Here is a 19,216-nt window from a genome sequence, read left to right on the forward strand (position 1 = left end):
GCCATCACCATCTGGCTCAAGGAATTAGGAGACACGCCCTAGCCTTCGGTAACCGGCTGTGCGCCGCCGGCCGAAGGACTGGGCGCCGAAGTACGGGCCTCAGCCGGCTGTGTGCCTTCAGTCGGGCCAACCGTGAACTGCTGCGCCGACGCGGCATCCAGGCCGTGATTCCGGAGCGCTCCGATCAGGAAGCGAACCGCAAACGCCGCGGACAAAGAGGCGGCAGACCCGTCGGGCTCGACACGGAGGCCTATAAACGCCGCAACGTCGTCGAACGCTCCTTCAACACCTTCAAGCAATGGCGCGGACTAGCGACCCGGTACGACAAACTCGCTCTGACCTACCGCGGCGGAGTCGTTCTCCGCGCCATCACCATCTGGCTCAAGGAATTAGGAGACACGCCCTAGCCTTCGGTAACCGGCTGTGCGCCGCCGGCCGAAGGACTGGGCGCCGAAGTACGGGCCTCAGCCGGCTGTGTGCCTTCAGTCGAAGGACGCGGCGCCGGAGCACGCGCCTCAGCCGGCCGGGGACGCGCCATCCTCGTCGAGGAAGCCGTCGTCGGCGTCGTGAACTCCCCGGTCTGCGTCATCGGCTGTCCCGTGCGGAAATCCATCCTCGCTGTCGTCGGCCGTGCCCGTTGCCTGCTCCAGGCGGTCGGCCTCGGATCCCCCCGTGCCATCAGCGGGTGCCGGCCCGGCGGGGAAGTCGTCCCCCGCCGCGGGGATCTGCTGCTCGAGGCGGTCTGCGTCACTTCCGCCGGGAAGAAAATCGTCATTCGAAGCCATGGAAAGCCCCCATCGAATCGGATCATGGTCAGTCGTGTTCCTTCATTGTTGCCGTCGCCGGCCGGATGCTCAACCAGTACCGGGCATCCGGGCGAACCGGACTGCTCCTCCACAAACGGCTCCGCGTCCGACTTGCCCACATAGCGTGGTCCTCGCGCCGCCGCCGGTCCTCCTGCGCCCAAGCTGGGCACGGAGGTGGTGCACATGTTGGCGAAGGACCAGTTGGGGCGGCGCGGTGAAGCGACCGCTGCGGAATTCCTGGAGCGGGCCGGGCTGCGGATCGTGGATCGAAACTGGCGGTGCAGTTCGGGCGAGATCGATCTGGTGGCGGTCGACGGAACGACGCTGGTGATCGTGGAGGTCAAGACGCGGAGTTCTGAGGATTTCGGCCATCCATTGGAGGCCATCACGGCAGGCAAGCTGGAGCGGCTGTACCTGCTCGCGTCGAAGTGGGCGCGGGCCCATCATTCCCGGTTCACCGGGTTCCGGGTTGACGCGGTGTCGGTGCTCGACGACGGCACCGGCCATCCGAAGATCGACCACCTGCGGGCCGTGATCTGATGGCGCTCGGGCGCACCTATTCAGTGTCCCTCGTGGGACTGAACGGGCATATCGTCGAGGTCGAAGCCGACATCGGCCAGACACTTCCCGCCTTCGTACTTTTGGGGCTGCCTGACGCGTCCCTGAATGAGGCCAAGGATCGCATTCGGGCTGCGGCACGAAACGCGGGAGTGCCGCTCAGCCGGCGGAAGATCACGGTCAATCTGATCCCGGCGTCCCTTCCGAAACGCGGCTCCGGATTCGACCTCGCGATCGTCATGGCCGCATGGGCAGCCGCAGGGGATGTGCGGGGCTGTGCGGCGACTGTCTTCCTCGCCGAACTGGGACTCGACGGGCAGTTGCGTCCCGTCCGCGGTGTCCTGCCGGCGGTCATGGCCGCAGTCCGGGCAGGCCACCCCCGAGTGATGGTGGCAGAAGGCAACCGCGCGGAAGCGGCGCTGGTGCCGAATGCCGAGATTCGGGGCTTTTCCTCCCTTGCTGAGGTGGCCCTGGCTTTCGGCGCTGATGCATCGAAGGTGCAGCTCCCGCCTCCCGGGGACACGGCGTGCGCGGAGCCGCTTGAACCCGGGCCGGTCCCAAGATTTGTTCGCGACATGGCTGACATCGCAGGTCAGGCGGAGGCGCGGTTCGCTGTTGAAGTGGCGGCGGCCGGTGCTCACCACCTCATGATGGTCGGGCCACCGGGCGCAGGAAAGACGATGCTGGCGGAGCGGTTGCCGGGGATCCTTCCGGACCTCACCGATGAGCACGCGATGGAGGTGACGGCGATCCACTCCCTAGGCAGCGAGCGCTCCTGCTCCGAGCTGCGGAGGAGGCCTCCTTTCGAGAGCCCGCACCACACGGCGACGGCTGCGGCGATCATCGGCGGGGGCAGCGGCATCCCGCGTCCCGGGGCGGCGTCCCGTGCACACCGCGGCGTCCTGTTCCTCGATGAGGCGCCGGAATACGAGAGGCGGGTCCTCGAGGCGCTGCGCGAACCGCTCGAAAGCGGAACGCTTGTGCTGCACCGCTCGGCCGGGACCGCTTCATATCCGGCTCGCTTCCAACTGATCCTCGCGCTCAACCCGTGTCCCTGCGGCCTTGCCAACGGCAAGGGAATTGACTGCACGTGCACTGCCCAGCAGCGGCGACGCTACTTCAGCCGGCTGTCCGGACCGCTCCTCGACCGTGTGGACCTTCAACTCGCCGTCCAGCGCGTGGCGTTGCACGACTATGTCGGCGGGGCGGCAGCTGAAAGCACAACTGCCGTAGCGCTTCGGGTGGCACGAGCGCGGCAGGCGCAGGCCGTACGCCTCGCTCCCTGGGGATACTCGACCAACTCCGATGTCCAGGGAAAAATCCTGCGCGAGGAACTCCGCCTGCCCAGGAGTGTCACCGGAAGCCTGGATCGGGCGCTTGACCGGAATCTGGTCAGCGCACGTGGCTGGGACCGCACCCTGCGCGTTGCGTGGACCGTTGCCGATCTGCAGGGGCATTCCCAGCCGGACGCCGACGACGTCGGCATGGCCCTCAGCCTCCGACTGCAGGAGCGTGCCGCATGAGTGACGTTCCAGCGGAGATCCTCCTGTCCCGGGCGGCGTTGTCCCGCCTGGTCGAGCCGTCGGACGCTGTAGGACTGGCTCTCGCAGTAACCGTAGGTCCGGTGGATGCGCTACGTATCGCTACAGGGTCGCTCCCAGCAGGTGTGCAGCTCCAGCACGAGGTGATGGAATGCCTGGGCATGGAATCCGGTCCGCGCAGTGTCCTGGCTGAAGCCCTCGAGCGGTGGGCGCCGAGGCGGAAGGACCTCGCCCCGGAGCGCGACCTCGCAACTCTGAATCGGTTGGGCGGCAGGCTCATCGTGCCGGAGTCCCCGGACTGGCCTGCAGCCCTGGATGACCTGCAGCTCGCTGCGCCCCTCTGCCTCTGGGTCCGCGGACCCGGAGACATTCCCGGTGGACATCGGGTGGTGGCCCTCGTCGGATCGAGGGACAGCACGAGCTATGGAAACGCAGTCACCGGAGATCTTGCTGCCGGCCTGGTGGGGCGCGGTTTCACCATCGTCTCGGGCGGTGCATACGGCATCGATGCCCGGGCGCACCGTGCCGCGCTCGCGGTCGGCGGTGTCGGAGCCCTACCCACGATGGCGGTGATGGCGTGCGGCGTAGACCGCTACTATCCCGCGGGAAACGAGGAGATGTTGCGTGCAATCGCCGGGCGGGGGTTCCTGGTCTCCGAAGTTCCACCCGGCTCATCACCCACCAGGTGGCGGTTCCTCCAGCGCAACCGGCTGATCGCAGCCCTCAGCTCCGTGACGGTGGTGGTGGAGGCGCGCTGGCGATCGGGTGCGCTCAACACGGCGCATCATGCAGCCGGCCTGGGGCGGGCGGTCGGAGCTGTGCCCGGGTCGGTGCACTCCGCCAATTCCGCCGGTTGCCATCGCTTGCTACGGGACGGCAGCGCCGTATGTGTCACTGACGCAGCTGAAATTGCAGAGCTTGCGGGGCCGATCGGCTCCGAGCAGGGCACCGAGCCGGTGGTGGCCGCCCTGGATCATGACGGGCTCAGCGTTCCGGACATCCTGCTCCTTGACGCCCTCCCGGTGCGGGCCGTTTCGACCATCGAGAAATTGGCGTCCGTCGCGGGGCTGAGCACCCGTGAGGTTATGGCAGGGCTCTCCCGTCTCGAAATTGCAGGCCTGGCCGCGCGCACCACCGACGGCTGGCGCCGTCAGAAGAACTGAAGCACTCTATCCAACCCATCAGGGAGGTCGACAACCGTGAAGTACCCCTACGCCGTACCCAGCCCCATCGGGGGCCTCATCCTCGTCGAGGAGGACGCCGCACTGGTAGGTGTCTACCACGCCTGTCATAGTCCCGAGCCTTCCCCGGCAAAGCTTGGTACACGCTTCGGTCCCGGGGGAGGGGAGTTGCCCGTCCGGTCAGCCGTCGAGCAGGCGCACGTCCAGTTGGGCCAGTACTTCGGGGGGAACAGGAAGACTTTCGACGTCCCCCTGATAATCATCGGCACCGCCTTCCAGTTGAGGGTATGGGAGATCGTCAGGGAGATTCCCTACGGCGAGACACGCAGTTATAGGGACCTTGCGAGTGAACTGGGAAACCCCGCGATGGGCCGGGCCATCGGTGCTGCAATCCGGGCCAATCCGCTCTCGATGGTCATTCCGGGGCACCGGGTGGTCGCCGCTGGCGGAGCCGTGACTGGGTATGCCGCTGGTATCGAAGTGAAGCAGTTCCTCCTGGATCTCGAAGCAGGCCGGAACACCGGAGGGAACCGGACCCGCATCGTCGGCTGTGCCGGCCACCACTGCTGCCCTGCTTCCAGCGACGCAGATTCGGACCACGCGGGCCCTGACCGGTGTGCCGCCTTTGCCTGAACCACGCGAGGGTGCACAGTAGGAGGACGGATCAGTATGAAAGGATCACCATGGCCGAACAAGCCGAGGTACCGGATTCGACTGACGGCCGTCGCCGCGCTGGCCGGACCTCGGACTTCGATGAGGCGCTGGAGCAATACCGGCTTCACCTGACAGCGGAGCGGAACCGCTCCTCCCACACCGTGCGGGCTTACCTGACTGATCTGGAGCTCCTCTTCGCCTTTGTCCAGGGACAGGGCATCCACCGGCTCGACGCGTTGGAGCTCCGCCACTTTCGGGCCTGGCTCGGAGCGCTCGATGCCTCAGGGCTTGCCAGGTCCACCATCGCCCGGCGGGCGGCCACCGCACGGACCTTCATGGAGTGGGCCGTCCGGGAAGAGCTGATCGGCGCGAATCCTTCCCTGCGGCTACGCGCTCCGAAACGGGAGAAGACCCTGCCGCACGTGGTAGGCAGCGGGCAACTGGAGACGGTCTTCGCCTTCCTGACGGAAGCAGCCGTCGCAGGGGATGCAGCCGCCCTCCAGTTGAAAGCCATGGTGGAGATGCTGTACGGCACCGGTGTACGGGTCGGGGAGTTGGTGGGGCTGGACATCGACGACCTCGACACGGAGCGCCGCACCCTCAGGGTTCTCGGCAAGGGCGACAAGGAACGAACGGTTCCCTTCGGAGTACCCGCGGCCCATGCGCTCGACGACTGGCTTCGCCGTGGCAGGCCCGCGTTTGTGACCTCCGCGAGCGGACCGGCCGTATTCCTGGGCCGGCGCGGCGGCAGGATCGACCAGCGGACCGTCCGTGCGGGAGTCCGGAAACTCCTCGCGGCGCTTGGCGACACAGCGGCGTCCGGGCCGCACGCCCTTCGACACAGCGCTGCCACGCACTTGCTGGACGGCGGTGCCGATCTCCGGGCTGTCCAGGAAATACTCGGCCATTCCAGCCTCGCCACCACGCAGCTGTACACTCACGTATCGGTGGACCGGCTCCGCCGCAGCTACCAGCAGGCCCACCCGCGAGCCTGACCCTCCGCCCTTTTGAGTAGGACTACTTGCTCCGCAGAAAAAAAGCAAGTGGTACCGGTGGCGCAATCAGGCCGAGTGCGGCAGAATGTTCCCTAGTTCACAACCTGCAGCAGCACTCGTGGGCAGTGGCCGGGAAGCACCAGCAGATCCGCAGTTTTTCATCACCTTGAAGGTCGTTGGGGAAGACGTACCTACAGCTATGGAGGATGGAATGTCTGTTGTGATGGCGCGCGGTGTCTTATACGTGCACTCAGCCCCTTCTGCGCTGTGCCCTCATGTCGAGTGGGCGATCGGCTCGGTGCTCGACGAGCGCACAGACCTGGAGTGGACCCCTCAACCTGCCGCGCCCGGAATGTTCCGTGCCGAGCTCTCCTGGGTAGGCGCCCAGGGGTCGGGCGCCCAGTTGGCGTCCGCACTGCGCGGGTGGGCGCACCTCCGGTACGAGGTGACCGAGGAGCAGAGCGCCGGAGCTGACGGCGGACGCTGGTCGCACACGCCCGAACTCGGGATATTCCATGCCACCACCGACGTCCACGGCAACATCATGGTCTCGGAGGACCGCATCCGTTACGCCTACGAGGCGGGAGCAGGCAACCCGGCCGCTGTCTACCACGAACTGTCCCTTGCACTGGGCGAATCTTGGGACGAAGAACTCGAACCGTTCCGGCATGCCGCCGAGGGAGCTCCGGTGCGCTGGCTGCACCAGGTCGGTTGAACCACCCGGTCCAACCCGCAAGGTCCGCGCGATCGAAGTAAGCTGCCGCGTGGGGAAGCTGCGGAGCGCCGCGCGCCCATCCACGGCGCGCGGCGGCCGGCAGGCGCTCCAGGTACCGGGAACGCCTGACCCGGCCGGGACGCGCGGCCCGGTCCTAGACGTTCTTCACAGCGATGACGGCGTTGTGGCCGCCGAAACCGAAGGAATTGCTGATCGCCACGATGTCACCTGAGGGCAGTGTGCGCTCGGAGGTCACCACGTCGAGGGGGATCTCCGGGTCCTGGTTGTCGAGGTTGATGGTGACGGGCACCGTGCGCTCGTAGACGGCGAGAACCGTCATGACGGCTTCAACCGCCCCCGATGCACCCAGCAGGTGACCTGTCTGCGACTTGGTGGCCGATACCGCAACACTGTCGAGGTGGGAACCGAGAGCGGCCTTCAATGCCACGTACTCCGGTTTGTCGCCCACCGGGGTGGAGGTGGCATGGGCGTTGACGTGCACCACGTCGGAGGCCTGTACCCGCGCATCGAACAGCGCCGCCTTCAGCGCCCGCGTCGCCCCGAGGCCCCCGGGATCGGGTGCGGTGATGTGGTAGGCGTCAGCGGTGACGGAGGTACCGGCGAGCTCGCCGTAGATGCGGGCACCGCGGGCGAGGGCATGCTCCTCGGCTTCGATGACGAGCGCCCCGGCTCCCTCACCCATCACAAAGCCGTTCCGTGCGATGTCGTAGGGACGCGACGCCAGTTCGGGCTCGTCGTTGCGCCGCGACAGTGCCTGCATGGAGGCGAAGGCGGCGATCGGCATGGGATGGATGGCCGCTTCAGCGCCGCCGCACATGACGACGTCGGCCTTGCCGGAACGGATGAGATCCAGGCCGAGGTGCAGCGCCTCGGTCCCCGAGGCGCAGGCGGAGACCGGTGTGTGTGCGCCGGCACGCGCGCCGAGGTCGAGGCTTACCGCCGCTGCCGGGCCATTCGGCATAAGCATCGGGACGGTCATCGGCAGGACGCGGCGCGGGCCTTTCGCCTGAAGAGTGTCCCATGCGTCGAGGAGCGTCCAGACGCCGCCGATACCCGTGGCGAAGGCGACGGCAAGTCGGTCATGGTCGATGTCCTCGATGCCCGAGTCGCGCCACGCCTCGCGGGACGCGATGACTGCGAACTGGGTCGAAGGGTCCATGCGCTTGGCCTCGACGCGGGACAGCACCTCGCTGGCCGGCGTCGTCGCCTGCGCGGCGAAGGTCACAGGGAGTTCGTACTTCTGCACCCAGTCCGCCTCGATGGTCCGTGCGCCCGAGACTCCCTTGAGCGAATTCGCCCACATGGTGGGTACGTCCCCACCGATCGGCGTGGTCGCTCCAAGGCCGGTGATGACTACTTTGCGTGGCATTCTGTCACTCTTTCAAAGCTAGGCTGCGGCCCGGAAGAACCGGGGCACGTGGTGAAAAGGCGGCCGCCCGGCGAGCTGATGCCGGAGGCGGCCGCCGGACTCCCACAGGGAGCGGAACCGAGGAAGCTAGGACTGCGCGCCGGCGATGAAGTTCACGGCGTCGCCCACGGTCTTGAGGTTCTTGACTTCCTCGTCGGGGATACGCACGCCGAACTTCTCCTCCGCGTTGACCACGATGGTCATCATGGAGATGGAGTCGATATCGAGGTCGTCGGTGAAGGACTTGTCCATTTCCACCGACTCGGGTGCGAGGCCCGTTTCCTCGTTGACGATTTCGGCCAGTCCGGCCAGGATCTCTTCGTTGCTAGCCATGGTGGCTCCTTTTCTGTTGATGCCGGCATTTCCCGGCGTGGTTGGTCAAACCGCGCTGTCGCGGTTTGGGTTCGGAAATCTAGGGGAGAACAACGACCTGCGCGCCGAACACCAGTCCGGCACCGAAACCGATCTGCAGCGCAAGTCCGCCCTTCAGGGACGGCTGTTCCTTGAGCAGACGGTGCATGGCGAGCGGAATGGACGCCGCCGACGTGTTGCCGGCGTCCACGATGTCGCGTGCCACCTGCACGTGTTCAGGCAGTTTCAGCTGCTTCACCATCTCATCGATGATACGGATGTTTGCCTGATGCGGCACAAAAGCGACGAGGTCGTCGGAGGTGATTCCTGCGGCGTCGAGCGCCTGCTGGGCAACCTTCGCCATTTCCCAGACGGCCCAGCGGAAGACCGTCTGGCCGTCCTGGCGCATCGTGGGCCACAGCGCGGCCCGTGCTTCGGCGGCTTCTGCCGGGGCGTTCCCGCCGGCGGCGGCGGCGAGGGAGTAGTCGCGGATGTCAAGGAGGGAGTGGCTCATGCGGATCGCTTCGTGCTTGCTGCCGTCCGAACCCCACACCGAGGGGCCGATGCCTGCGGATTCAGAGGGGCCGATGACGACTGCGCCGGCACCGTCGCCGAGGATGAAGGAAATGGTGCGGTCGCCGTTGTCGATGAAGTCCGAAAGCTTCTCGACCCCCACCACGAGGACGTAGTCCGCGCTGCCCGCATGGACCAGGGCGTCAGCCTGCGCTATCCCGTAGCAGTATCCGGCGCAGGCCGCCGAGATGTCATAGGCGGGTGCGGGCGTCGCGCCCAGGCGGTCGGCGACCTGGGCCGCCGCCGACGGCGTTGCAAGCGGGTGTGTGACGGTGGACACGAGGACCGCTCCGAGCTGCGAGGGCTCGACGCCGGCGTCCGCCAGCGCTTCGCGTGCGGCGGCCTCGGCCATGTCGACCACGCTCACGTCCCGGGGCGCACGGTGGCGGGTGACGATGCCGGTCCGCTGGCGGATCCATTCATCGGAGGAGTCGATCCATTGGCACACGTCGTCGTTGGTGACGACGACGCTGGGGCGGTAGATGCCGAGCCCGTGGATCCGCGTGTGTTCGCGGAGGGTTGCCTGCTTGATGGCGGGAGTGCTCACGAAAGTCCTTCTGGGGTGAGGTCTGGATCCAGGTCCGGGGTGCGCGAGTGCTCGGAAATGAACGCGCGTGCAGCCTCGAGGTCCTCTGGAGATTTTACGGCCAAGGCGGCCGTCCCCCGCATTCCGCGTTTGGCCAGCCCGGTCAGGGTTCCGGCCGGCGTGAGCTCGATCAGGCCGGATACGCCCATCGACTGCATCGACTGCATGCAGAGGTCCCAGCGAACGGGGCGCGAGACCTGGGCGATCAGGCTGTCGAGGTTCGCCTCGCCGGTGCTGACCGGAAGCCCGTCGAAATTGGAAAGCAGCGTGCCCGCCGGTATCGACGGTGTGAGCGTCGGTCGGAGAGTCTCGAGTGCCATCACTGCGGGTGACATATGGTCCGTGTGGAACGCACCCGCCACCTTGAGCGGGATGACCCGTGCCTTGGCGGGAGGTGCAGCGGACAGGGCTGACAATTGCGGAAGGGTACCTGCGGCCACAACCTGCCCGCCGCCGTTGGCATTCGCGGCAGTGAGCCCGAACCCGGCGAGGATCCGGGCGACGTCGTCCGGGTCGCCGCCGAGCACCGCGCTCATACCGGTAGGCACGGCAGCGGCCGCAGCGCCCATGGCGGTCGCACGCACCCGCACGAACGCGATGGCGTCGGCCTCGCTGAGGGCCCCCGATATCGCTGTGGCGGTGAGCTCGCCCACCGAATGTCCTGCGACCACGGTTCCGGCGGTCAAGGGGCGTTCCTCGAGGAGAACGCGCCCCGCCACGAGCCCTGCAGCAACAATGAGCGGCTGTGCCACGGCGGTGTCCTTGATGGTCTCCTCGTCCGAGACGGTCCCGTGCCGGACGAGGTCGACGCCCGCCTGCTCGCTGAGGGCCGCGAGGTGACCGGCCACTCCGGGCAGTTCGAGCCAGGGGCGGAGGAATCCTGGCGTCTGGGACCCCTGGCCGGGGCAGGCGATTGCAAGCACGTTTCCAGCTTTCCAAAGGAGGGTTGCTTTTCCGGGTGGTCGGCCACACGAAGCTGTTCCTGGCGCGTTGTAGGAAGTCTACAAGGCACGGCTGTCGGCCGACCGTGGAGGAAGGCGCTCCGCAGGGGGCTTGACCGGGTGGTAGAGCCGTCCCACGACGAGCGCGGTGTGGAGCACATAGGCCTCACGGGGGAGCAACGGATCCCATCCGGTTATGTCGCAGACCCTCCGCAGCCGGTACCGGACCGTATTGGCATGCACGAAGAGTTCGCGTGAGGTCGCCTCGAGCGAATGCCCGAGCGTGAGGTAGGCAGAGAGTGTTTCCTCCAGCCCGTTCGAGGCGTTCTGCAGCGGGCGGTAGATCGAATGGACGAGAGCTTTCCGGGCCGTGTCATCTCCGGCGAACACGCGCTCGGGCCACAGGTCCTCGGCCGGGACCGGTCGCGGTGCGCCGGGCCAGGCGGCGGCCGCGGTCAGGCCTGCGAACGCCGCCTGAGCCGAACTGCTCGCTGCGACCAGCGACTCTGCCTCGGGTCCGTACACCACCGGACCGGGACCGAACAGTTCGCTGATCCTGCGGTACGAGGAATCGGGCTCCCGGACGCCGCCTAGCACCAGGATGAGCCGCTCGCCCTGAATTCCGACGAGCGTGTCCTCGGCGAGCCTGCCCGTGATGCGGCGCAGTTCATTGAGGAAAGCGGCGTTCGGCTCCGTGGGGGAGCTTCCCACCATGACGGTGATGCGCGCCTTCGACTTCCAGCCGACCGCAGCGATCCGGGACCGCAGGGCGTCCGAGCTTTCGCCGCGCAGGATGGCATCGACGACGAGGGCTTCAAGTCGGGTGTCCCAGGAGCCACGGGTCTCCGCTGCCCGCGCATAGACGTCGGCGGCCGCGAAGGCGACTTCCCGCGAGTAGCGGAGGACCGCTTCGCGCAGCGGCCCCTGATCGGCGGCCGGAGCCAGGAAGGGCACCTGGTCCTCGACCACCTGAACCACCACACGGATCAGTTGCAGCGCTTTCTGGAGGCTGATGGACCGCGTGAGTTCCGTGGGTGCCGTGCCGAACACGTCACTGAGGACCCAGGCGGGGGAGACGGGTCGCTGGTACCAGCTGACGAACGACGCGATCCCTTTCTGGGCCACTAGGCCCAGCGCTGAGCGCTCATCCGGGCGGAGCCCGCGATACCAGGGCAGATCGGCGTCGAGCTGTTTGAGCGTGGCTGTCGACAGCGCTCCGATCTTCGAGCGCAGCTTGTCCACGGTGTCGGGATCCGGCGGAGCCTGCCCATTGTTCCGGCTACCGTTCCGCGGGATGCTGGAGGGTGCTTCTGGCGACGGCATCATTCGAGCATACGTTTTTCGACGACAGACCTCCATTTGTCCGATGGCTACAAAACGACGACGGCGGGCAGGGCCCAAAGGCCCCACCCGCCGTCGTCGTCCCCCTATGCGCTGGAGGGTACCTTTGTCAGCTCTCGCCTCCGGTGTTGCCGGTGGTACCGGCGTTGACGTCGTGCAGCGAGTACTTCTCGATGGCTTCACGGGGTGCCTGCGTGTCGACCTCGCCGCGCCGGGCGAGCATCTCCAGGGCACGGACCACGATGGAGTGGCTGTCGATCTTGAAGTAACGGCGGGCCGCGGCGCGGGTGTCCGAGAAGCCGAAGCCGTCGGCGCCCAGGGTCGCGAACTCGTTCGGCAGGAACTGACGGACCTGGTCGGGGACGGCCTTCATGAAGTCGCTGACCGCCACGATGGGGCCGGTGGCGCCCTCGAGCTGCTGGGTGAGAAAGGGCTTGCGCGGTTCGGCCTCGGGGTTGAGGAAGGCTTCCTCCTCGGCGGCCAGACCGTCGCGGCGCAGTTCGTTCCAGGACGTCACGGACCACACATCGGCCGAAACGCCCCAGTCCTCCGCGAGGATCCGCTGGGCATCGATCGCCCACGGAACAGCGACGCCGGAGGCGAGCAGCTGGGTGCGGGGCCCGTCGACCTTGGCCGGAGCCACGAGGTGGATGCCCTTGAGCAGGCCCTCGACATCGAGTCCTTCAGGTTCCGGGGGCTGGATGAACGGCTCGTTGTAGACGGTGATGTAGTACATGACGTTCCGGGAGGATTCGGAGGCCCCGGGGTTCTCGCCGTACATCCGGCGCAGCCCGTCGCGCATGATATGCCCGATTTCATAGCCGAACGCGGGGTCGTAGGTGATGACCGCCGGGTTCGTGGACGCCAGGATCGGCGAGTGCCCGTCGGCATGCTGGAGCCCCTCGCCGGTCAGCGTGGTTCGCCCGGCAGTGGCCCCGATGATGAAGCCGCGGGTCATCTGGTCCGCCGCGGCCCAGATGGAATCGCCGGTGCGCTGGAACCCGAACATCGAGTAGAAAACGTAGATCGGGATGAGCGGTTCGCCGTGCGTGGCGTAGGAGGTGCCCGCGGCGGTGAACGCCGCCATGGAACCGGCCTCGTTGATGCCGGCGTGCAGGATCTGCCCGCTGATCGACTCCTTGTAGGCGAGCACCAGGTCACGGTCCACCGACAGATAGTTCTGCCCCTTGGGGTTGTAGATCTTCGCCGTCGGGAAGAAGGAGTCCATACCGAAGGTGCGCGCCTCGTCGGGAATGATCGGCACCACCCGCTGGCCGAACTCCTTGTCGCGCATCAGTTCCTTCAGCACCCGCACGAACGCCATGGTGGTGGCAGCCTGCTGCTTGCCCGAGCCGCGCTTGGCAACCTCGTAGGCCTTGTCGCCGGGCAGGACGATGTCGGTGTGCTTGGTGCGCCGTTCGGGGACGAAACCGCCCAGTTCCCGGCGTCGCGCCATGAGGTACTTGATCTCCGGTGCATCCATGCCCGGGTGGTAGTACGGCGGGTTGTACAGGTCGTTGTCGATCTGCTCATCCGTGACCGGTATCCGAAGGTGGTCACGGAAAGCCTTCAGGTCCTCCAGGGTCAGCTTCTTCATCTGGTGCGTGGCGTTGCGGCCCTCGAAGTGCGGTCCCAGACCGTAGCCCTTCACGGTCTTGGCGAGGATGACCGTCGGCTTGCCCTTGAACTCGGTGGCGGCCTTGTACGCCGCGAAAACCTTGCGGTAATCGTGGCCGCCGCGCTTGAGCTTCCAGATCTCTGCGTCGGACAGGTCCTCCACCATGGCCTTGGTCTCCGGAGACTTGCCGAAGAAGTGGTCACGCACGAACCCGCCGGATTCGGCCTTGTACGTCTGGTAATCGCCGTCGGGGGTCTGGTTCATGATGTCCACCAACGCGCCATCGGAATCCTTTTCGAGCAGGGCATCCCACTCCCGGCCCCAGACCACCTTGATGACGTTCCAGCCCGCGCCGCGGAAGAACGCCTCGAGCTCCTGCATGATCTTGCCGTTGCCGCGCACCGGTCCGTCGAGGCGCTGCAGGTTGCAGTTGATCACGAAGTTCAGGTTGTCGAGGCTTTCGTTGGCGGCGAGCTGGAGCAGGCCGCGCGATTCGGGCTCGTCCATCTCACCGTCGCCGAGAAAAGCCCAGACCTGCTGGTCGGAGGTATCCTTCATCCCGCGGTTGGCGAGGTACCTGTTCGACTGCGCCTGGTAGATCGCGTTCATCGGCCCGAGACCCATGGACACCGTGGGGAACTCCCAGAATTCCGGCATCAGCCGCGGGTGCGGGTAGGACGACAGCGCGTTGCCCTCCTTGGACTTCTCCTGCCGGAAGCCGTTGAGGTCATCCTCACTCAGCCGGCCCTCGAGAAACGCGCGGGCATACATGCCGGGCGAGGCGTGGCCCTGGAAGAACACGTGGTCGCCGCCGCCCGGGTGGTCCTTGCCGCGGAAGAAATGGTTGTAGCCGACCTCGTACAGGGTCGCGGCACCGGCGTAGGTGGAGATATGGCCACCGACGCCGATCTCCGAGCGCTGCGCACGGTGCACCATCACTGCGGCATTCCATCGCATCCACGCACGGTACTTGCGCTCGATCTCCTCATCCCCGGGAAACTCAGGTTCCTGATCCGCGGGGATCGTGTTCACATAATCCGTGGTGGTCACCATCGGCACACCGACGGACTGTGCGCCGGCCCGCTGCAGCAGGGAACGCATGATGTACTGCGCGCGCTCAGTTCCCTGTGTGCGGATCAGCTGGTCAAGGGATTCGATCCATTCGGCCGTCTCCTCAGGGTCACCATCGGGCTTGCCCGCGGTCAAACCACTCAGAATATCCGCCATACCTTCTTCTGCAGCCACGCGAAACCTCTCCACTTGCACAGATTATGTCTGCGACGCCTATGACTTTTTGCTTCGGAGCGGTGCGTCCGAAAATTGGTGCGTGCGACGCCGTGCGGTGGTGCCACCGCGGCCATCTACCGATTCACTCTATCTCCGCCGCGGCGATCATGCGTAGCCGGGACCGGGCGCCGGGAGAGATTACGCCGAGGGCGTGCCGCCCCGTATTCGGGGCGCAAGGGGGGCCGGGTGGCGCTGCTGTGGTCGTGCTGGCTTGATGCGTGGCGTATAAAGGTGTTGGCTGGTAATAATGCACGACTACCCAGGGAGCACGTCGACCGACGTCCCCGGTGTTCTCAGGAGGAACCAAGTGAGTGAGGCCGAAGCCGCCACTGCAGTGAATGTGGCGGGCAAGTTGGGATTCAAGGCGGGGGATCTTGTCCAGGAACTCGGCTATGACGAGGATGTCGACTTCGATTTCCGTGACCACCTCGAAGCAGACCTTGGATCGGACCTCCTCACCGAGGACGACCAGGAGGTTGTCGACGGCGTCGTCATGTGGTGGCGGAACGCCGACGGCGACCTCGTCGATGCGCTGGTCGACTCGCTCATCTCCCTCGGTGAAGGCGGAGTGGTCTGGCTCCTGACGCCGAAGCACGGGCGCGACGGCTATGTTCCGCCGGCCGACGTGCAGGAGGCCGCCCCGACCGCCGGGCTGCACTCGACGTCGACCGCCGGGGTTTCCCGGGAGTGGCTGGCCACTCGACTCGTCAGCCGCCGGAAGCAGTAGCGTGGCAGGGCTCCCTCTTCCGGGTGAGCCTGCGCCCCAATTCCGCCTGACGAATCAGTTCGGTGAGTCCGTCACGTCCGAGGGGTTGGCCGGGCACGGATTCGCCCTGGTCTTTTTCCCCTTCGCCTTTTCTCGGGTCTGTTCGATGGAGATGGCCGCGCTGCAGGCCCAGGCGGCGCTGTTCCTCTCGTACGATGTCCGGATTCTTGCAGTCTCGACGGATCACCGCTACGCCCTGCGCGCCTGGGCCGACGCCCAGGGACTGCGGTTCACGCTGTTGTCCGACTTCTGGCCCCACGGGGCCGCGGCCCGCACATTCAACGTCTTCGACGAGCAGACCGGCCATGCAGGCCGCTCCACCTTCTTCATCACGTCGGCCGGCACAGTCGCCTCGGTGGTCCAGTCTCCGCCCGGTGAAGGCCGACGGATGGCCGACTACGCCAGGTCGCTCGAGGCGATGGCGCCGGCATGACAGGGAACGCCGAAGCGCTCCCACCGCAGGACAACCCGCGCCTCGGGCTCACCGGATTCGTGAGCGCCGAACCGTCCGGCGGGCTCGAGGCCCTGAAGGCCCGGGAGGTCGAACTTCTCGATGCTGCGGTGGCCGTCCTCGGCGGGCTGAAGCTCGCCGTGCTGACCGGCGCGGGCCTGAGCACCGATTCGGGCATTCCCGACTACCGCGGCCCCACCTCGACGCCCCGCAATCCGATGACCTACCAGCAGTTCGTCGGGGATGAGAACCTGCGACGCCGGTACTGGGCGCGCAACCACGTGGGCTGGCGGCACCTGCGCCGGGCGGACCCCAACGCCGGGCATGCCGCCGTCGTGCGTCTGGAACGGCGCGGACTGCTCTCGGGTGTGATCACCCAGAACGTCGACAGGCTCCATTCGTCCGCGGGAAGCGTGGAGATCATCGACCTGCACGGCACTTTCGATCGCGTGGTCTGCCTCCAGTGCGCCTGCACCTTCCCGCGCGAAGCCATCGCGGCGATCCTCGAGGACCTGAACCCCGGCTATCTCGAGCGCGAGTCGGATGCCGGCGACCTCGCTCCGGATGCCGATGCCGACGTCGACGACACCGCCGGTTTCGTGATGGCGCCGTGCCCCGCCTGCGGTGGGATGCTCAAGCCGGATTTCGTCTACTTCGGGGAGAACGTGCCGCGGGATCGGGTGGCCGAGGCCTACCGTATGGTCGATGACGCCGGCGCGCTCCTCGTGGCGGGTTCGTCGCTCACTGTCATGAGCGGGCTCCGGTTTGTCCGGCACGCCTACAAGGGGCAGAAGCCCGTGGTCATCATCAACCGGGGTAGCACCCGGGGCGACGAGTTCGCGACCTTGCTGATCGACGCCGGCGTGTCGGAAGCATTGACGTATCTCGCGGAGCGGCTGCCGGACCTCTGAGGTCTGCCGCGACGTCGACGCGGAACCCCGGGGGAGAGCCGCTGCCACGTGGGGCGCATTGCAGATCGGTCACAGCGCGGTCGAACGGCCCTGCATGGCCGTAGCGTGACGGTCAGCACTTCGACGGGAGGTGCCGGGCAGGTCGGACGACCGGGGAAACTGTGGGAGAAAAACGCGCGTTGCTTGCGCTGCTTGTCGTGGTGGGATTGTCGGCCTGCGGGCAGGATCCGGCGCAGCAGGCGTCGGACGAGCGGATGACGGCGGGGGCATCGGTCGGAGCGACCCACACACCGCAATTCCCGGAGCCGACCCGAACGGCCGCAACGTCTTCTGCGCCGGTGGGGGCGCCGGCGGGGACGCCGGTGGGGGCGCCGGCGGGGACGCCGGTGGGTCCGGCGGCATTACCGACGTCGGACCCCGCACCGCCACCGCCTGTCCCGGTGCCGTCGGTTGTTTCCGCCACCGAGGAGCCGGCCGCGAATCTCACGACCTACGCGGGGACCGCCGTCCACACCGCGTTCGAGTTCGATCTTCCGTCCACGTGGGCGGTACGCCGGAAATGCTGCCGCGCCTCATGTACAGCTTTGGCAGCGTCGAGTCCGGTGTGGCCGCGTCGAACGCCCGCACCGTCCGCACGGTCATCTTCACTGCCCACAGGGACGTTGCGACGATGCAGGAGGCGATCGGATATACCGACTCCGACGAGTATCTCCAGGTCCAGGCGATGTTGGCATCCTTCCGGGGGTAGACGTTCAGCACTCGAAGCTATAGGCATTGACGCTCTCGAGGACAAGTTTCAGTCCGGGTCTGCAGCCTGCCCCCAGCAGTCGGGTGGCATAGGGGTCGTCGCGCCATTGGGCAGCCTCCGGGTACTCAGTGAGGGTGAGGACGAAGGCCGTCCGTCCGGACAGCCCGGCGACCGCAAGGTCCTCGGCGGGAACATTCGTCCCCCAGAAGGTGGCGCTTTCCTGGGCCGTCCTGTCGAGGAGCACATCCTCCACGCCTGCGAAGCGCTCCGGGTACGAGAGCGCGATCCCGCGGGTTCGGATATCCGAGTAGACGGCGGTGGCGGCTGGTCCTTTCTGTGCGTCGACGAAGCGGGCCACCGCGAGGTAGTTGTCGGGCTTGAAGTCCTCGGATTTCTGGACAAGAAGAATGGGCATTGCCAGGAGACAGAATGCTGCAGCGGCCGTCAGGCCTGCGCGCAAGGGCATGGCCGCGAGTGCCGCACCGAGAAGGATGCAGAAGCCGGGGATCGTGAAGGTGAGGTACCGCTCCTGATAGAGGGGCTTACCCAGGACCGTCACCGCAACAATCACCGCCGTCGGGAGGAGCACCCAGGCCACGGCCAGCAGGATCTCGGGGCTCCATCCCCGCCGTCGGCACCGGCGCGTGAACCCCGCGAGAAGGAGCACGGTGAGCAGACCCAGGGCCCAGGCGAAAATCGCAAGCCCGCCCGCATCCACCGAGTGCGAGCGTTGTCCGAAGAAGTACTGTCCGACGAGGACTCCGCCGGCCAACTCGGCCGGGCTCTGGTCGATCCACGCGACCTGGCCGGTCTGGGTCGCCGCGAGCGCGATGATCGGCGCCGATGCTGCAACTGCCGCGGCTGTCGACCATAGGCCGGCGTGCAGGGATCTTCTCGACCAGATCAGCACGCAGCACGGAAGGATGATCAGGGCGGCGAACACGAACATCCAGATGGACGCGGCGAGCGTGACGGAGTAGGCAAACCAGCGAGCGGCACCGCCGTTCCGGGTGGCGGAGTCCAGGAGCAGGACGGTTGCCACTGCGAGGAATGCGGTGAAGGAAAAGGACCTCAGCTCAGTGCTGGTCCAGGCGAGTCCGGGCAGGACGATGGCGACCAGCCCTGCGAAGGCTCCCGCCCTCGTACTCACGAGCCGAGAACCAAGGACAACGATCCCTGCAACGGTGAGGGCGACAACGACCGCTGATGTCAGCCGGGCGGGAAAAGGGGAGGTCCCAACGAAGGACATGTAGGCGCCCTGAAGGACGTAGTACGCGCTATGTACTGCATCAACCTGCCAGATGAGCTCGGCCAGCTCCGGAAGTGTCCGGTTCGTCGCAGTCAGGGTTGCGGCCTCGTCGCCCCAGAAGGTCGACCGCGCGGACCAGGCGCATCCGATCACCAGTTGGAGGAATCCCAGAAGGCTGGCGATCAACGCCACCGGGGATAGGCGCGGGGCAACATCAGCCCCTCCAGTCGCCTGGGACTCTAATATAACATAAGTCACATTTGTAACACTAACCGAGGCGCACGCCGTTAGGCGTTCTTCCGGGCGCAATATTCACGGGAATGCTGCTGTGCCTGTCATGGCTCACGGCCTTCAGCAGCCGGCAGCCCCGTTGACCGCGCATCGTCGTCCCTGTCGCGATTCGGACCTGCCGAGCGGTCCCGCCGATCGCTCGTGCGGTCGGTCCCGTCGATTGGCGAATGTCGGGAGGGGTCGGGTATAGTCGGTCCTCGTGATGGCCCGCCGGCCTGTGGCCC

The 19,216-nt window shown here is 66.7% G+C and carries 19 protein-coding genes; 11 read left to right on the plus strand and 8 right to left on the minus strand.

What is annotated here, in order from left to right:
- The coding region (locus tag Y704_RS18870; RefSeq protein ID WP_155850205.1) for a transposase at positions 1 to 407 on the plus strand (407 nt) is incomplete at its 5' end.
- Between the two features lie 108 nt (positions 408 to 515).
- Here the strand turns inward: Y704_RS18870 and Y704_RS0104080 are convergent.
- Positions 516 to 785, minus strand: a complete 270-nt coding sequence (locus Y704_RS0104080; RefSeq protein WP_026549158.1) for a hypothetical protein — start codon at positions 783 to 785, stop codon at positions 516 to 518.
- A gap of 195 nt (positions 786 to 980) precedes the next feature.
- Between Y704_RS0104080 and Y704_RS0104085 the strand changes: the two genes are divergently transcribed.
- From Y704_RS0104085 to Y704_RS0104110, 6 genes are all read left to right on the plus strand, one after another.
- Positions 981 to 1,346 carry a YraN family protein gene (locus tag Y704_RS0104085; RefSeq protein ID WP_173401119.1) on the plus strand — a complete coding sequence of 122 codons (366 nt, stop codon included), beginning with the start codon at positions 981 to 983 and terminating at the stop codon, positions 1,344 to 1,346.
- Positions 1,346 to 2,887, plus strand: coding sequence for a YifB family Mg chelatase-like AAA ATPase (locus Y704_RS0104090; protein ID WP_026549160.1), 1,542 nt, complete (start codon positions 1,346 to 1,348; stop codon positions 2,885 to 2,887). The genes Y704_RS0104085 and Y704_RS0104090 overlap by 1 nt, the downstream gene beginning before the upstream one ends.
- Positions 2,884 to 4,068, plus strand: a complete 1,185-nt coding sequence (gene dprA / locus Y704_RS0104095) for a DNA-processing protein DprA (protein WP_026549161.1) — start codon at positions 2,884 to 2,886, stop codon at positions 4,066 to 4,068. The genes Y704_RS0104090 and dprA overlap by 4 nt, the downstream gene beginning before the upstream one ends.
- Before the next feature lie 36 nt (positions 4,069 to 4,104).
- On the plus strand, positions 4,105 to 4,719 hold the full coding sequence (locus Y704_RS18875) for a methylated-DNA--[protein]-cysteine S-methyltransferase (RefSeq protein ID WP_081747391.1): 615 nt from the start codon (positions 4,105 to 4,107) through the stop codon (positions 4,717 to 4,719).
- Positions 4,720 to 4,769: 50 nt separating this feature from the next.
- Positions 4,770 to 5,735: a tyrosine recombinase XerC gene (locus Y704_RS0104105; protein WP_081747392.1), complete on the plus strand. Its 966-nt coding sequence runs from the start codon at positions 4,770 to 4,772 to the stop codon at positions 5,733 to 5,735.
- A 211-nt stretch (positions 5,736 to 5,946) separates the two neighbouring features.
- A complete protein-coding gene (locus Y704_RS0104110; protein WP_026549163.1) occupies positions 5,947 to 6,450 on the plus strand; it encodes a DUF3145 domain-containing protein in 504 nt (167 codons plus the stop codon).
- Between the two features lie 154 nt (positions 6,451 to 6,604).
- Here the strand turns inward: Y704_RS0104110 and Y704_RS0104115 are convergent, their stop codons facing one another.
- The 6 genes from Y704_RS0104115 to aceE all read right to left on the minus strand — a co-directional run bounded on the left by Y704_RS0104115 (position 6,605) and on the right by aceE (position 14,516).
- Positions 6,605 to 7,840: a beta-ketoacyl-[acyl-carrier-protein] synthase family protein gene (locus tag Y704_RS0104115; RefSeq protein ID WP_026549164.1), complete on the minus strand. Its 1,236-nt coding sequence runs from the start codon at positions 7,838 to 7,840 to the stop codon at positions 6,605 to 6,607.
- 126 nt (positions 7,841 to 7,966) lie between these two features.
- Positions 7,967 to 8,212, minus strand: coding sequence for an acyl carrier protein (locus Y704_RS0104120; protein WP_026549165.1), 246 nt, complete (start codon positions 8,210 to 8,212; stop codon positions 7,967 to 7,969).
- Positions 8,213 to 8,291: 79 nt separating this feature from the next.
- Positions 8,292 to 9,350, minus strand: a complete 1,059-nt coding sequence (locus Y704_RS0104125) for a beta-ketoacyl-ACP synthase III (protein WP_026549166.1) — start codon at positions 9,348 to 9,350, stop codon at positions 8,292 to 8,294.
- Positions 9,347 to 10,312, minus strand: coding sequence for an ACP S-malonyltransferase (locus tag Y704_RS0104130; RefSeq protein WP_026549167.1), 966 nt, complete (start codon positions 10,310 to 10,312; stop codon positions 9,347 to 9,349). Before Y704_RS0104130 ends, Y704_RS0104125 begins: the two co-directional genes overlap by 4 nt.
- A gap of 78 nt (positions 10,313 to 10,390) precedes the next feature.
- A complete protein-coding gene (locus Y704_RS0104135) occupies positions 10,391 to 11,653 on the minus strand; it encodes a PucR family transcriptional regulator (protein ID WP_026549168.1) in 1,263 nt (420 codons plus the stop codon).
- 127 nt (positions 11,654 to 11,780) lie between these two features.
- Complete coding sequence (gene aceE / locus Y704_RS0104140) at positions 11,781 to 14,516, minus strand: pyruvate dehydrogenase (acetyl-transferring), homodimeric type (RefSeq protein ID WP_173401120.1); 2,736 nt, start codon at positions 14,514 to 14,516, stop codon at positions 11,781 to 11,783.
- A 367-nt stretch (positions 14,517 to 14,883) separates the two neighbouring features.
- On the opposite strand from aceE, the gene Y704_RS0104145 reads away from it, so the two are divergent.
- From Y704_RS0104145 to Y704_RS23890, 4 genes are all read left to right on the plus strand, one after another.
- Positions 14,884 to 15,303 (plus strand): DUF3052 domain-containing protein, encoded by a 420-nt coding sequence (locus Y704_RS0104145; protein WP_026549170.1) that lies wholly within the window; start codon positions 14,884 to 14,886, stop codon positions 15,301 to 15,303.
- 1 nt (position 15,304) lies between these two features.
- Complete coding sequence (locus Y704_RS0104150; protein WP_026549171.1) at positions 15,305 to 15,775, plus strand: redoxin domain-containing protein; 471 nt, start codon at positions 15,305 to 15,307, stop codon at positions 15,773 to 15,775.
- Positions 15,772 to 16,704 (plus strand): NAD-dependent protein deacetylase, encoded by a 933-nt coding sequence (locus tag Y704_RS0104155; protein WP_026549172.1) that lies wholly within the window; start codon positions 15,772 to 15,774, stop codon positions 16,702 to 16,704. Before Y704_RS0104150 ends, Y704_RS0104155 begins: the two co-directional genes overlap by 4 nt.
- A gap of 574 nt (positions 16,705 to 17,278) precedes the next feature.
- Positions 17,279 to 17,452, plus strand: a complete 174-nt coding sequence (locus tag Y704_RS23890) for a hypothetical protein (protein ID WP_155850207.1) — start codon at positions 17,279 to 17,281, stop codon at positions 17,450 to 17,452.
- 4 nt (positions 17,453 to 17,456) lie between these two features.
- Here the strand turns inward: Y704_RS23890 and Y704_RS0104165 are convergent, their stop codons facing one another.
- Positions 17,457 to 18,893, minus strand: a complete 1,437-nt coding sequence (locus Y704_RS0104165; protein WP_026549173.1) for a glycosyltransferase family 39 protein — start codon at positions 18,891 to 18,893, stop codon at positions 17,457 to 17,459.
- Between the last annotated feature and the right edge of the window lie 323 nt (positions 18,894 to 19,216).

Source organism: Arthrobacter sp. Br18 (genome assembly GCF_000520555.1).
Lineage (GTDB): Bacteria > Actinomycetota > Actinomycetes > Actinomycetales > Micrococcaceae > Arthrobacter_D.

Coding starts and splice junctions, on each gene's coding strand:
- Y704_RS0104080 (WP_026549158.1), bottom strand. CDS start 785: ATGGCTTCGAATGACGATTTTCTTCCCGGCGGAAGTGACGCAGACCGC.
- Y704_RS0104090 (WP_026549160.1), top strand. CDS start 1,346: ATGGCGCTCGGGCGCACCTATTCAGTGTCCCTCGTGGGACTGAACGGG.
- dprA (WP_026549161.1), top strand. CDS start 2,884: ATGAGTGACGTTCCAGCGGAGATCCTCCTGTCCCGGGCGGCGTTGTCC.
- Y704_RS0104105 (WP_081747392.1), top strand. CDS start 4,770: ATGGCCGAACAAGCCGAGGTACCGGATTCGACTGACGGCCGTCGCCGC.
- Y704_RS0104110 (WP_026549163.1), top strand. CDS start 5,947: ATGTCTGTTGTGATGGCGCGCGGTGTCTTATACGTGCACTCAGCCCCT.
- Y704_RS0104115 (WP_026549164.1), bottom strand. CDS start 7,840: ATGCCACGCAAAGTAGTCATCACCGGCCTTGGAGCGACCACGCCGATC.
- Y704_RS0104120 (WP_026549165.1), bottom strand. CDS start 8,212: ATGGCTAGCAACGAAGAGATCCTGGCCGGACTGGCCGAAATCGTCAAC.
- Y704_RS0104135 (WP_026549168.1), bottom strand. CDS start 11,653: ATGCCGTCGCCAGAAGCACCCTCCAGCATCCCGCGGAACGGTAGCCGG.
- aceE (WP_173401120.1), bottom strand. CDS start 14,516: ATGGCGGATATTCTGAGTGGTTTGACCGCGGGCAAGCCCGATGGTGAC.
- Y704_RS0104155 (WP_026549172.1), top strand. CDS start 15,772: ATGACAGGGAACGCCGAAGCGCTCCCACCGCAGGACAACCCGCGCCTC.
- Y704_RS23890 (WP_155850207.1), top strand. CDS start 17,279: ATGTACAGCTTTGGCAGCGTCGAGTCCGGTGTGGCCGCGTCGAACGCC.